The sequence below is a fragment of the Aliivibrio kagoshimensis genome, assembly GCF_050337105.1.
Classification (GTDB): Bacteria; Pseudomonadota; Gammaproteobacteria; order Enterobacterales; family Vibrionaceae; genus Aliivibrio_A; species Aliivibrio_A kagoshimensis.
Map to the genome: position 1 here is coordinate 101,710 of NZ_JAKJSQ010000004.1, position 13,181 is coordinate 114,890.

Annotated in this window: 14 protein-coding genes; 12 read left to right on the plus strand and 2 right to left on the minus strand. The window is 42.0% G+C overall.

The features are described from left to right. Positions 1-71 precede the first annotated feature (71 nt). Together L4C32_RS02260 and L4C32_RS02265 are read left to right on the plus strand one after the other, a co-directional pair. A complete protein-coding gene (locus tag L4C32_RS02260; protein ID WP_428195229.1) occupies positions 72-1,262 on the plus strand; it encodes a class I SAM-dependent methyltransferase in 1,191 nt (396 codons plus the stop codon). A 141-nt stretch (positions 1,263-1,403) separates the two neighbouring features. Then, a complete protein-coding gene (locus L4C32_RS02265; RefSeq protein WP_428195230.1) occupies positions 1,404-1,763 on the plus strand; it encodes a glutaredoxin family protein in 360 nt (119 codons plus the stop codon). 60 nt (positions 1,764-1,823) lie between these two features. Here the strand turns inward: L4C32_RS02265 and L4C32_RS02270 are convergent, their stop codons facing one another. After that, entirely contained in the window at positions 1,824-2,699 is an 876-nt protein-coding gene (locus tag L4C32_RS02270; protein WP_428195292.1) for a tetratricopeptide repeat protein, read from the minus strand. 241 nt (positions 2,700-2,940) lie between these two features. Between L4C32_RS02270 and L4C32_RS02275 the strand changes: the two genes are divergently transcribed. The 7 genes from L4C32_RS02275 to L4C32_RS02305 are packed head-to-tail and all read left to right on the plus strand — an operon-like array spanning position 2,941 to position 7,961. After that, complete coding sequence (locus L4C32_RS02275; RefSeq protein ID WP_428195231.1) at positions 2,941-3,327, plus strand: DUF2170 family protein; 387 nt, start codon at positions 2,941-2,943, stop codon at positions 3,325-3,327. A gap of 9 nt (positions 3,328-3,336) precedes the next feature. Then, a complete protein-coding gene (locus L4C32_RS02280; protein WP_428195232.1) occupies positions 3,337-4,023 on the plus strand; it encodes a PspA/IM30 family protein in 687 nt (228 codons plus the stop codon). 41 nt (positions 4,024-4,064) lie between these two features. Beyond that, a complete protein-coding gene (locus L4C32_RS02285; protein ID WP_428195233.1) occupies positions 4,065-5,090 on the plus strand; it encodes a potassium channel family protein in 1,026 nt (341 codons plus the stop codon). 3 nt (positions 5,091-5,093) lie between these two features. After that, on the plus strand, positions 5,094-5,735 hold the full coding sequence (locus L4C32_RS02290) for a YjfK family protein (RefSeq protein ID WP_428195234.1): 642 nt from the start codon (positions 5,094-5,096) through the stop codon (positions 5,733-5,735). Between the two features lie 29 nt (positions 5,736-5,764). Then, positions 5,765-6,181 carry a DUF350 domain-containing protein gene (locus L4C32_RS02295; RefSeq protein ID WP_428195235.1) on the plus strand — a complete coding sequence of 139 codons (417 nt, stop codon included), beginning with the start codon at positions 5,765-5,767 and terminating at the stop codon, positions 6,179-6,181. Between the two features lie 8 nt (positions 6,182-6,189). Next, the gene (locus L4C32_RS02300; protein WP_428195236.1) at positions 6,190-6,795 is read left to right on the plus strand and encodes a DUF1190 domain-containing protein; all 606 of its coding nucleotides are present in this window, start codon (positions 6,190-6,192) and stop codon (positions 6,793-6,795) included. Next, positions 6,795-7,961: a glutathionylspermidine synthase family protein gene (locus L4C32_RS02305; RefSeq protein WP_428195237.1), complete on the plus strand. Its 1,167-nt coding sequence runs from the start codon at positions 6,795-6,797 to the stop codon at positions 7,959-7,961. The genes L4C32_RS02300 and L4C32_RS02305 overlap by 1 nt, the downstream gene beginning before the upstream one ends. Positions 7,962-7,963: 2 nt before the next feature. Here L4C32_RS02305 and L4C32_RS02310 read toward each other — a convergent pair whose 3' ends face one another. Beyond that, positions 7,964-9,805 carry a sigma-54-dependent Fis family transcriptional regulator gene (locus L4C32_RS02310; protein ID WP_428195238.1) on the minus strand — a complete coding sequence of 614 codons (1,842 nt, stop codon included), beginning with the start codon at positions 9,803-9,805 and terminating at the stop codon, positions 7,964-7,966. A 303-nt stretch (positions 9,806-10,108) separates the two neighbouring features. On the opposite strand from L4C32_RS02310, the gene L4C32_RS02315 reads away from it, so the two are divergent. The 3 genes from L4C32_RS02315 to L4C32_RS02325 are packed head-to-tail and all read left to right on the plus strand — an operon-like array spanning position 10,109 to position 13,180. After that, complete coding sequence (locus L4C32_RS02315) at positions 10,109-11,197, plus strand: ABC transporter ATP-binding protein (RefSeq protein WP_428195239.1); 1,089 nt, start codon at positions 10,109-10,111, stop codon at positions 11,195-11,197. A gap of 5 nt (positions 11,198-11,202) precedes the next feature. Beyond that, positions 11,203-12,327, plus strand: a complete 1,125-nt coding sequence (locus L4C32_RS02320) for an ABC transporter ATP-binding protein (protein ID WP_428195240.1) — start codon at positions 11,203-11,205, stop codon at positions 12,325-12,327. Then, positions 12,320-13,180 (plus strand): carbohydrate ABC transporter permease, encoded by an 861-nt coding sequence (locus tag L4C32_RS02325; protein ID WP_428195241.1) that lies wholly within the window; start codon positions 12,320-12,322, stop codon positions 13,178-13,180. Before L4C32_RS02320 ends, L4C32_RS02325 begins: the two co-directional genes overlap by 8 nt. Position 13,181: the final 1 nt, after the last annotated feature.

The window sequence follows — 13,181 nt, forward strand, 5'->3', positions numbered from 1 at the left end:
ACAGAGTTTATTTGCAATTCCGCACTACTTGCTTGAGAATACGCCTCCACTCCCTATTCAGAGCAACTTCTATGTCCATTGCTATTCATCTTGTAAAAGGTCGCGATAAAGCCTTAATTCGTCGTCACCCTTGGATCTTCTCTCGCGGTATCGAAAAAATCGAAGGCAAACCTGAACTGGGTGAAACGGTTGAAGTTTTTGACAATAAAGGCAAATGGCTTGCTCGTGGCGCGTTTTCACCACAATCGCAGATTCGAGTACGTGTCTGGACATTCGATAAAAATGAGCAAATTAACAGTGATTTCTTTGTTAAACGTCTTCAGCAAGCTCAAGCACTCAGAGACACATTGGCTGTACGTGATGGCCTGACTGGATACCGATTGATTGCGGCTGAGTCTGATGGTCTACCTGGGATTACCATTGATAGATATCAGAACTTCCTAGTTTGTCAGTTACTCAGTGCAGGTGCAGAAGCGCAAAGAGACAATCTAGTTGAAGCATTAAAAGTATGTTACCCAGAGTGCAACATCTATGAGCGTTCAGATGTCTCTGTGCGTAAGAAAGAGGGATTGAAACAACGCACTGGCGTCCTTCATGGTGAAGAGCCACCTGAGTCTGTTGTGATTGAAGAGAATGGCGTTAAAATCAGCGTTGATATTGTCAAAGGTCATAAAACAGGATTTTACCTCGACCAGCGTGATAGCCGCGAACGCTCTGTTAAATATGTAAAAGATAAAAAAGTATTAAACTGCTTCTCTTACACAGGCGGTTTTGGGTTATATGCATTAAAAGGTGGTGCTAAAAAGGTCATCAACGCTGATGTCTCTCAATTAGCCCTTGATACCGCCAAAGCCAACGTTGAGATCAATGGTTTTGATGCTGAACGCGCTGAGTTTTTAAATGCTGATGTATTCAAATTACTTCGTGAGTACCGTGAAAACGGCACCACCTTTGATGTTATCATCATGGATCCGCCTAAGTTTGCTGAGTCAAAATCCCAATTAAATGGTGCTTGTCGTGGTTATAAAGACATCAACATGTTAGCCATGCAAATCTTAAACCCTGGCGGCACGCTGCTTACCTACTCTTGCTCTGGCTTGATGGATCAACCTCTTTTCCAGAAAATAATTGCTGATGCTGCCTTAGATGCAAATCGTACTGTGCAGTTTGTAGAACGATTTGAGCAAGCTGCAGACCACCCTATTGATACCGCTTACCCTGAAGGTTTCTACCTGAAAGGATTTGCCTGTTACGTTAAGTAATATTGACTATTCCAAAAGCCCTTAATTGCTATTTATCTTTCGAGATAAGCGTGTGTTAAGGGCTTTTTTGTTAAATTAACTAGATCTATATGGATTTTATGTTATTTTCTACGCTCTTTTTTTGATGTTAGGACTACAACAATGAAACTGATTCGAATTATCCTTGGTGCACTTATCCTATTTTTTAACGCACTGTTCTCTCCAAGAGGCATCAAACGCTCAGATGAACAACAAGCTAACGTTAACCAACAAGCTGAATCCCTAAAACTGTATCAATTTAATAGCTGCCCATTTTGTGTGAAAGTCAGACGCAGTGCTAAGCGACTTTCGCTGCCATTAGAAACCAGAGACCTTAAAAAAGAACAGAAGTGGGAAGATGAGTTAATCAAAGAAGGCGGCGTACGAAAAGTTCCTTGTCTACGAATTGAAGAGAACGATCAGGTAACTTGGATGTATGAATCAAAAGATATTATCACTTACCTTGAACAGCGCTTTGCTTAACTCACCTCAATAAAGAGTTGGTTTAGTATCGAATGGGATACTAAACCTAAAGCTCGTCCCTTAATTACGTTGCAATTCTAATGATGCAATAATATCCTCAAATCTTTGATGCCCTTTCAAGTTTTCAAAGTCTGCCTCTTCTGCCACCAACTCACGAAATGAGCCGCTGTTTGAGAGTGCCAATTCAAGGTCATCAATTGCCTGACTTTCAAGGCCTAAACAAGCGTACGCACAGGCTCGTTGATAAAAAGCATGAGCATTGGTGTCATCCACTTTAAGCACACGGTTACACAGACTAAGTGCCCAGTGGTACTCTTTAATCTCCATGGCAGCATCAGCTTTATGTGTTAGTGCTTCTAAATCTCCAGGTCTTATCTTTAAGATCTCATCATAAACAGCCATTCTCTGCTCAGCCGTCTGCGAACCTTGTGCACGAATCCATAAATTATGAATTTCATTGATAATTTCAATCTGTTTGTTATTGTCACTAATGACACGAGTTTTCTTTTTCAGATCGCGCTCTAGTGCTTTAAATTTATCTTCATACTGCTTAGAAATGTTTTGCAACTGCTGCTCAGCCATTTTTGTGGTACTCGTTCGAATCTCTTTCAGTGATTGCCAACCAACAACCGCCATTAATGAGGCAAATCCTGCAATTATGTAGAAAAAGTAGTTAACTGTCAGGCTCGCATAACCCAGTGATTTATCTGCAAGCTCTAACTCTCTGTCCGTGATTTCCACCACCAATCTACGCTCGAGATCTTGAAGATCATGTCGAACAGATTTCAATTCATCTAATATGTAGCGCTCCACTAAAGGCTTTTGGGTAATGGTAGCGATACTATCGTTTTGTGGGGCTGTTGATGACGTTTCCGCATTCGCAATACCAAAAAATGGTAAGAAAGTAATAATGAGTAGGGGCACAATGAGTCGAATCATAATAGTATCCATCAGTGATTGGCGTTATTTAGTAGCCAGATTACTGTAATTGCCCATTTAGTTCATTTAATTTATCTAAATATTTAGTGGTTTTACATTTAAATTTAAATATTTAGCCCCATATAATAAATATGACGAGCGGAGTACAAAGGTGTACATTTAGTTTTTGTAACTTTGAACATTTCATACAGAAACTTGTCCTATCAATACAAGTTTCAAACACACAATAGGAATGACGATGACATTACAACTTAATGATCTTACCCCTCTACTTACTAGCCATGAAGGCTGGAGCGTTGAGCAATTAGAGCAATCGCTAGTAATTAGAAATGAAGATGGCATTGAGGCCTTTCTGGCCATTGCTGGAGAGCAAATTTTAGTAGAAGTTATTCTATTCTCACAAGCAGCAGTTACTGATGTTGCAGGTTTGAACGACACCATATTACGTTCACACCAGATGTTCCCGCTATCCACTATTGGACTGAACATGTTCAATGAAGAGAGCTATTACGTGGCATTTGGTTCACTCTCTTCCCAATCAAAAGAAGAGAGCGTTGTTATTGAAGTCGCAACGTTATTCCGTAACGTTGAAGCATTTGTTGAATTATACCAAGAGTATTTATAAGGATTACCCATGAGCGTTTGGAAAAAACTATTTACTGCCGTTAAAGGTGGCGCGACAGAAGCGGCAGAATCTGTTGCTGATAACCAAGCTCTACGAATCTTAGACCAAGAAATTCGTGAAGCTAAAAGTGAACTTCGCCGTTCAGATGAAGCATTAGTTGCGATGATTGCTAAGCGTAAAATGTCAGAAACAAAAGTGGCTGATTTTGAGAGCAGTGTTGCTGAGTACGAATCCCATGCACGTAATGCAATGGAGAAAGGTCAACAAGAGTTGGCTCTAGAGTGTGCAACCAAAGTCGGAACACTACGTACTGAACAGGAAGCTGAGAACCTCTACCTTCAGCAGTTCACTCAGTCTGAGCAGAGCATGCGCACTAACATTAGCCAAGCAAAAGACAAATTGCGTCAGCTTGAGCAACAAATTGATGTGATCAAAGCCAATGAAGCCGTGCAGAAAGCGCAAGCGGCTGTGTCAACCACTAACGTGGGTGCCAATGCCAAAATGACAACGGCTGCCGAGTCTCTTGAACGCATTAAAAAGCGTCAAGCTGAGCGTTCTGCTCAATTTTCTGCCGCTCAAGAACTTGATGAGCAGAACTCTGGTAGCAGTTTAGATAAGAAGTTGGCTGACGCTGGTATTACTGCTGGTGGAAAATCATCTGCAGAAGATGAACTTGCTCGTATTCTAGGTAAGTAATTTATTGGTTATAGTCATTACATTTAAATAGCAGGGAATCTATGCCAGTCTGGTTATTATTACGCCGATGGGCTGCTGCGCAATTTAATCAATTAACCGGACGTAACCTGCTACTTGTTGTAGCGGGTTACGTTGCTATTAGCTGGTTACTTTTATTTGCAGCAAAAGAGTCAGCAATGACTTCAAGTTTCACCGACTTTGTCTACTATTTGCTTGTTACCGCATCGACGGTTGGTTATGGCGATATGTCTCCAACCAGTGCGGCTGGAAAGTGGATTGTATCGCTATTCGTTATACCCGGTGGTTTGGGACTATTTGCCATTACCATTGGTCGATTAGCAGCAATTGCCATTAATTATTGGAAAAGCGGCCTCCAAGGCAAACGGAGCTTAACAGTGAACGGACATATACTTGTATTAGGCTGGAATGAACAACGCACCCTCTCCCTCCTTGAGATGCTACTGCACGAAGAGAAAAACCGTCGACGCATTGTACTGTGTGTTATTTCAGACATTGAAAACCCTTATCCAGATTTGATCGACTTCGTTAAAGTACGAAGCTATACCGACAGTACGGATATGGCCAAAGCATCAGTGGCTACTGCAAATTGCATCATCATTGATAACCCTAAAGATGATTTAACACTTTCTAGTGCCCTCTTCTGCAGCAGTCAAAACCCGAATGCTCACCTTCTTGCCTATTTTAATGATGAAGTCTTAAGTGACTTGTTAAAACAGCACTGTCCCAATGCTGAGTGTATTCCCTCTGTCTCTGTTGAAATGCTCACCAAAGCCGCAGTTGACCCAGGATCGAGTGAGTTACACCACGAGCTACTCAGTTCGAACAAAGGGATGACACAGTATAAAGTGGTCTACCCTTCAACATCTGCTGCTATTACGGTCGGATCCATCTTTGAGTCGTTCAAAGCAAACCATGACGCCACGCTGATTGCTATTAATAATGGCCAAGGAATGGAACTCAATCCAGCTCTTGATGCGGTGATCGCTCCTGGTGGTCAGATATTCTATATTGCCGATGAACGTATCGATGATTTTAAGTGGAGCTAGTTTATGTTTAATTGGTTAAAAAACAAACTTGATGCGGAGCCTGCCAAAGCGCAGCCGAAACCGCCAGAAGTCTTGGGCCTACGTCTTGGTGGTGCGATTGAGCTTGATGATCTTAAATTTAAAATCATTGAACCTAACTTGATCATCAGTAACGCGTCACGTACTCAGCTTATTAGTGCTGTGGGTGTTGTTAACCTAGATGAGCAGTCTCGCTTAATTCGTTACTACACTGATGATGATGGCTATATTCAAATTTTACAGCAGGGCCGAACTGATGCGGATATCCAAGAGGTGAAGCTTTGGTATTACTACGAAACCAAACCGATTGACACCACTACACAGTGGAATAATTGGTTACAAAATGAAGTCGTTAAGCCCAATATTCAACTGGAAGGTTACCTATTTAATAAGGTATGGGATAATGTTAAACCCGTTGGTATGACGGAGCAAACCTGGGACAGCAATGGCAACATCACCACCACAGATCAATTTGTGATGGTGTATGAACGTGAAGCTGACAGCGACCTTTTCGAGTCAGTTCTCATCTCTGCAGAAGAGTCCATCATTGATAACCGAGCCGATCACTGTGTGGTCTATAGCACCGGTGTTAATTTATCTGCCACAGACTTCAAAGTTGTCGGTTAACCCCGACTATTTATTACAAGGAATTTTTTATGTCACAACTTATCGCTTCTCTCTCTGGTCTCGGTTCATTTGCACTCTACTTTGGCCTATCTATCATTTTTTTGATGCTGTTCAAATTCGTCTATCTTCGTATAACACCTTACGATGAATGGGCTCTGGTCAAAGAGGAAAAAAATGTCGCTGCAGCCATTACTATGTCGGGCGCTTTCATTGGTTATAGCCTTGCCATAGCGAGTGCAGCAACCAACTCAGTCGGTATTTTAGACTTCGCTCTATGGGGTGTTGTTGCCTTAGTCGCACAAGTTATTGCTTTCGCTATTGTTCGCTTTGGTTTCATGCCGAAATTGGTAGAGCGTATTATTAATAATGAAATCCCTGCAGCGGTAGTTATGGGCTCTATGTCTATCGCTATTGGTATTCTCAATGCCGCTTGCATGACCTACTAGGAGTTGAGATGAAACGTAGTCAAAATGTCGTCTGCTCTCGCATGCGCAAAGCAAATTGGAGATATGTCTCCTTCGGTACTGTTGCCGTAGCGTCAACTGCATTAGTCGGTTGTGGTGAAGAGGTAACTCCAAGCACGATGTACGCCAGCGTCAATGATTGTATCAGTGATAACTCTGAATATGCTTCAGAGTGTAGTGCTGCTTATGAAGACGCAGTACGAGAAGCTGAACGTACCGCTCCAAAATACAGCTCCGCACAAGATTGTGCATCTGAATTCGGTTACGAAAACTGTGCACAGAGTCGTCAAGGTAGTTGGTTTATGCCGATGATGGCTGGATATATGTTTTCAAATATTATCCATGGTAATCGTAACTACTACTCCCAACCTCTTTTTACCTCATCGAATCGTCGTAGCCCTTATTACAACAGCTGGGTCGCTTCAGACGGTAAAAACTATGGCCGTAGCTACAGCAAAAGCAAAACCTTCATGTCTAAGAGTGACATGCAACCTAAACCAACGGTTTCTCGAACCATGTCTCGTGGCGGCTTTGGATCAAAAGCGGCAGCAAAATCCAGCTGGGGAAGCAGTTCAACTAAAAGCTGGGGCGGTTAATGCTCAGAATTGAAAGTAAACCTAGAGAACATTGGCAGCGTCGTGCTGCTGAGTTCGGCTTTGGCTTTCACACCATGTATGGTGAACCCTATTGGGATGAGTCGGCTTACTACCAATTCACCCTCGAGCAGATTGAAAAAGACCTTGAAGACCCGACACAAGAGATCCATGAGATGTGCCTTGATGTTGTGGATAAAGTGGTTTGTGACGAAGAGTGGTTACGCCGTTTTCAGATCCCTGAAGCGCATTGGCAAGGTATTGCTGACTCGTGGAAGCGTCGAGAGCCCTCTCTCTACTCGCGACTCGATCTTGCTTATGATGGCAGTGGACCAGCAAAGTTTTACGAGAACAACGCTGATACTCCTACATCGGTGTTTGAAACTGGCTTCTGGCAATGGCTTTGGTTAGAAGACAAAGTGAAAAGTGGTGATCTTAGGCGTGACTCTGATCAGTTCAATCTATTGCAAGAACTGATGATGAATCGCTTTAAAGAGCTGCAACAGCTTCAACCAGGTCAAACCTTACATTTTGCCTGCTGTCATGACACGGAAGAAGATCGCGGTACCGTTCAATATATGGAAGACTGTGCCAAAGAGGCCGGTTTAACCACTGCGTTTGTTCATATTGAGGACATAGGCGTCACTAAAGAGGGAGAGTTTACCGATACCGATGACAAAATCATTCGTTGGATGTTTAAGCTCTATCCTTGGGAATTCATGTTTGATGAAGAGTTTGGTCAACATCTCTCTACGGCCAATGTTAACTGGCTAGAGCCTATGTGGAAAGCGGTCATCTCCAACAAAGCTCTACTGCCTACCTTGTGGAAAATGTTTCCTAATCACCCTAATTTGCTACCCGCATTTTTTAGTGGTGACCCAGCTGCCAGTGTTCTAAAAGATTATGTGGTCAAGCCCCTATTCTCGCGTGAAGGGTCAAACATTCAGCTATTTAGAGACGGCAAGGAGACTTATAAAGTTGACGGGCCATATGGAGAAGAGGGGTCGATCATTCAAGCCTTTCACCCCCTCCCTAAATTTGGTAATAACTATACGTTAATTGGTAGCTGGTTAATCAACGATCAACCTGCTGGTATCTCAATTCGTGAAGACTCATCATTGATCACTCAAGACCTGTCTCGTTATCTGCCTCATATTATTATCGACTAGGGTTATTTAATGCCCTTTTCCCTTAATCGTTTATAGATGGTATTTCGGCTAACGCCAAGCGCTTTGGCCGTTTCCGAAATATTACCTTTAAATTTTTGATAGATGTCATACCACTCCACTCCATCAGCATCGTTCGCCGTTCCCAGTGTTTGACACTCTTCGTCGTGAATCATATCTTCAAAAAAGTCATCGGGTAGGTGTTCAGCTTTGATCTCCCCTTCTTCAGACATAGCCAATGCTATCTGAATAACCGATTCCATCTGCCGAACATTTCCAGGCCATGGATGATTCTTAAACAATTCAATCACATCACTGGTCACCACTACTCTTTCATCTGACTCTTTATGTGTATTGACCAAGTGATTAATAATCTGCTCTTTATCTTGTCTGTCTCTCAAGGCTGGTAGCGTAATATTTAACCCAGAAATACGATAAAAGAGATCCTGGCGAAATTCACCGAGTGACACTCGCTGCTTTAGATTTACGTTTGTTGCGGAAAAGAGCTGGAAATCAACCTCATAACTTTTAGTCGATCCAACAGGCGTTACCTTTTTCTCTTGTAGCACTCGTAACAGCCGAGTTTGTATATTTAAGGGCATGTCGCCTAATTCATCTAAGAATAATGTCCCTTCATTCGCCTCTCGTATCAGTCCAATGTAGCCCTTAGGGTTAGCACCAGTGAATGCGCCTTTTTCATATCCAAACAATTCAGATTCAACCAATTCTTTAGGAATCGCGGCACAATTCACCGCAACCAAATTGCCTTTAGCCCGCTCACTTAATTGATGGATAGCCTTAACAAATACCTCTTTTCCTGCCCCTGTTTCTCCGTAGATTAATATGGGAATATTCTTACCGATAACTTTAGATACCTGCCGCAAGGAGCGAGCAATTGAAGGGTCTCCTGAATTTATTTTTTCAACCGTTAATGGCCCTGTCTTCTCCATTTTGGTATCGGATGGTCCAGTTGGTTTAATTAGTGATAACTTGTTAGGCACCACAATTTGCCCATAAAACCTAACTCCTTGACTGTTGATGACTTTGTTTGCAATTCGTTGATTATTTGATAAAAGAACTGGCAATGATTGATTAAATAGCTGCTCTACATTTAGGTCAACCAAGGGCTCCCCCATGACTAACTTGGCTCTTTTATTCGACGAAATTACTCGTCCTGTATCATCCAAAACTAAGAGTGCAGACCACTGACTGTCTATATTTTCAGCACTCGTATTAAACCAGAAGAGGAGATGGCTAGCTTGAAAATTAGAGATGATTATTTGATTCTCGACGGCTTGCGACATCATTTTAACCAAACCTAAAGTATGTGCTTGCGGGATGTATTTGTCTGTCGATATATCAATGACCCCTAAGGTATCTCCTTTAGCATCAATGATAGGCGCTGCTGACCCTGTCATAAAACGATTTGCCAATAAAAAATGCTCGTCATAATGGATTTGTACTATAGAAGACGTAGCTAAAGCGGTGCCAATCGCATTGGTTCCGACTAAACCCTCTTTCCAAAAAGCGCCTTTATTAAACAAGCCGTCTAATGGTTGGTTAGAAAAATGCTGCTCTCCCCAAGAATTAAGAATTTGACCTTCATAATCGGCTAATTGCACTAAACAACCGCTATTTTCTAGTAAATGTTCATAAAATGGCATTACTTTCTGTTTTGTTGTTTCTAATAAAACTCTATTCTTGTCAATAGAATCTGCATAACTTCCCCGATCATTAATTTCAATGATCGGTTTACTATTATGCTCAAGCCCTGCTTCTCTACAACGTTCCCATGATGATTCAACCATGTAAAGATGTTGTGCTGCATTCTCTTTGAGATGGGACATTCTCTCTCCGGCTTAGTAACAATGTTCAATTAAATAATTTCGTAAGTGAACAAAACAGTGTTCACATTGTTAACTATTAATGAACAAATTGTAAATCTTTATTTCTTAAGCACATCCTACCACAGGTGAAAATAACAGCTAACTTGCTGTATAAGTGCATAAAATAATAATTTAACATTAATTTTACATATTGGCACGTTATTCGCTTATTCAATACTATGAACTAATTCGAGCATTTTGGTTTCGTACGAAACCAAGGGCATGATAAACATGGAATGGTAATTAAACGAATGGAGAGTAAACGTGTCTTTAACTCTTAAACAAGTCTGCCGGACAGTAGATGGTGAAGTACATATCGACAACGCTGACATCACCTTTGAAGCGGGTTCTTTTAATGTGCTACTCGGTCGAACTTTATCTGGGAAAACGTCGCTCATGCGATTAATTGCAGGACTTGATAAGCCAACATCAGGTTCAATATTCATGAACGGTATTGATGTAACAAAAACAGCGGTTCGCAAACGAAACATATCAATGGTGTACCAGCAATTTATTAATTACCCAAATTTAAACGTTTTTGAAAATATTGCTTCTCCTTTGCGTCTTTCGGGTATGTCAGAAGCGGTCATCAAAGAGAGGGTACACTCAACAGCAGAGATGCTTAGAATTACTCCTTATTTAGACCGCCTCCCTCTAGAACTATCTGGTGGACAGCAGCAGCGAACTGCCATGGCTCGTGCTCTAGTAAAAGATTCAGAGATCATTCTTTTCGATGAGCCTTTGGTTAACCTGGACTACAAATTGCGTGAAGAGTTACGACAAGAGATGCGTGAACTATTTCAGCAACGAAATATTTTGGCTTTTTATGCCACGACAGAACCTAATGAAGCCCTTGCGTTGGGTGGAACCACCACTATTCTGCATCAAGGTAAAGTCATTCAATCTGGCGTGACTACAGAGGTGTATCACACTCCAAATAACGTCACTGCGGCTACCCTTTTCAATGAACCGCCAATTAATTTACTCAACGGCAGTGTGACCAACTCTGAAGTGACTTTCGATGACACTGTTCATTTTCCGCTTAATGAAGACTTAAACGACTTAAAACAAGGTGATTACCAGTTTGGTATACGCCCAAGTCACTTAAGTTTACTACCCAAAAACGATGATGATTTAGAAGTGGCTGTCACCGTTGAAGTGGCAGAAATCAGTGGATCTGAAACATTTTTACACGTCAGAAATGAACACTTCAATCTGGTGCTTCACCTCTCTGGGGTGCACGCATACGATGTTGACGATGTCATTAAAGTCTACATCCCAACTCACAAACTGTACGTATTCGGCACGGATGAAAATTTAATCCAAGCCCCTAGTCATCGAGTATATGGATAATCATCATGGCAGAAATTAAGTTAAATGGCTTAGCTCATACCTATGAGAAACACAAAGGCAGCCAAGCACAGTATGCAATCACCGAAATGACTCATACCTGGGAGCATGGGGGGGCTTATGCTCTCCTCGGCCCTTCTGGTTGCGGAAAGTCCACCTTACTCAACATCATATCAGGTTTGTTACAACCTTCGGATGGAGAGGTGCTTTTTGATGGCGTTCGCATGAATGAAGTGTCACCGCAAGAACGCAATATTGCCCAGGTTTTTCAGTTCCCAGTCATATATGACACCATGTCAGTGTATGACAATCTGGCATTCCCACTACGAAACATGAAGGTGGAAGAATCAAAAATTGCCACTAAAGTGGCCGAAATTGCAGATGTTCTTGAACTGACCTCAGTGTTAAAGAAAAAATCTAATCAACTCACCGCTGATCAAAAGCAAAAAGTCTCTATGGGACGTGGTTTGGTCCGTGACGACGTTACCGCCATACTCTTTGATGAACCTTTAACAGTGATTGATCCTCAGCTGAAGTGGAAGTTACGTCGCAAGCTCAAGCAGATCCACCAGCAGTTTAATGTCACCATGGTTTATGTCACTCATGACCAATTAGAAGCCTCGACCTTTGCCGACAAAATTGCTGTTATGTACGACGGTAAAGTGGTGCAATTTGGGCCTCCTAGAGAGCTTTTTGAAACTCCAAATCACACTTTCGTTGGTTATTTTATCGGCAGTCCAGGTATGAACTTTTTCGAAGTCAGCCCTAGTGAATTAGGCGTTAGTTTTGCTGACATACAGATACCTTTAAGTAACCATTACAACTCAGTTCTTTCTTCAACAGCAACAGACAACATTAAGCTGGGAATTCGACCGGAGTTCGTCCATGTCTGGGAAACCCCGCACCCCGATGCTTTTAAAGCAGAAGTAACCCATATTGAAGATTTGGGCACCTATAAAATAGTGAGTCTACTGCTAGGAGGACAGCGACTTAAAGCCCGTCTACAAGAGGATCAAAAAGTCCCTGAACACACTGCCTATATCAGCTTTCCTGAGCAGTGGTTAATGCTCTATTTAGATGAGTATCGAGTTCCTCATCAAGCGCCGACCACTGAAGGAGTGAGTCATGGATAAAGTACATAATAACTGGGCATGGTTACTGGTATTGCCCGTCTTTCTTTTGGTTGCTTTTAGTGCAATCGTGCCACTCATGACGGTGGTTAACTACTCAATTCAAGATATCTTTGATAGCAACACCGCCTATTTTGTTGGTGTTGAGTGGTACAAAGACACCTTAAATGATGAACGACTTCAAGGGGCGCTGATTCGTCAGTTTATCTTCTCTTTTACAATTTTGTTGATTGAAGTTCCACTTGGGATTTTAGTGGCATTGATGATGCCAAAAGGAAAAGGGTCGGTTTTTTTCTTAGTTATCTTAGCCATTCCACTGCTTGTCCCCCTCAATGTTGTTGGGACCATTTGGCAAATATTTGGACGAGCGGACATCGGACTACTTGGCTGGACATTGAGCAATTTAGGTATCAACTATAACTACGCGGGTAATACATTAGACGCATGGTTTACGGTGTTGTTGATGGATGTCTGGCACTGGACCTCCCTTATTGCTCTGCTCTCTTTTTCAGGACTCAAAGCGATTCCAGACGCCTATTATCAAGCTGCTCGTATCGACCGTGCCTCTAGCTGGGCTACTTTCAAATACATTCAATTACCTAAGCTTAAGAGTGTGTTGTTGATTGGGATCTTACTGCGCTTTATGGACAGTTTCATGATCTATACCGAACCTTTTGTATTAACTGGCGGTGGACCTGGTAACTCAACCACATTTTTAAGCCAAACATTAACCAAAATGGCCATCGGTCAGTTTGATATTGGGCCTGCTGCTGCTTTCTCCATTATCTACTTTCTCATCATATTGTTAGTTAGCTGGGTGTTTTACACCGCAATGACTCACACTCAGAAACAGTAAA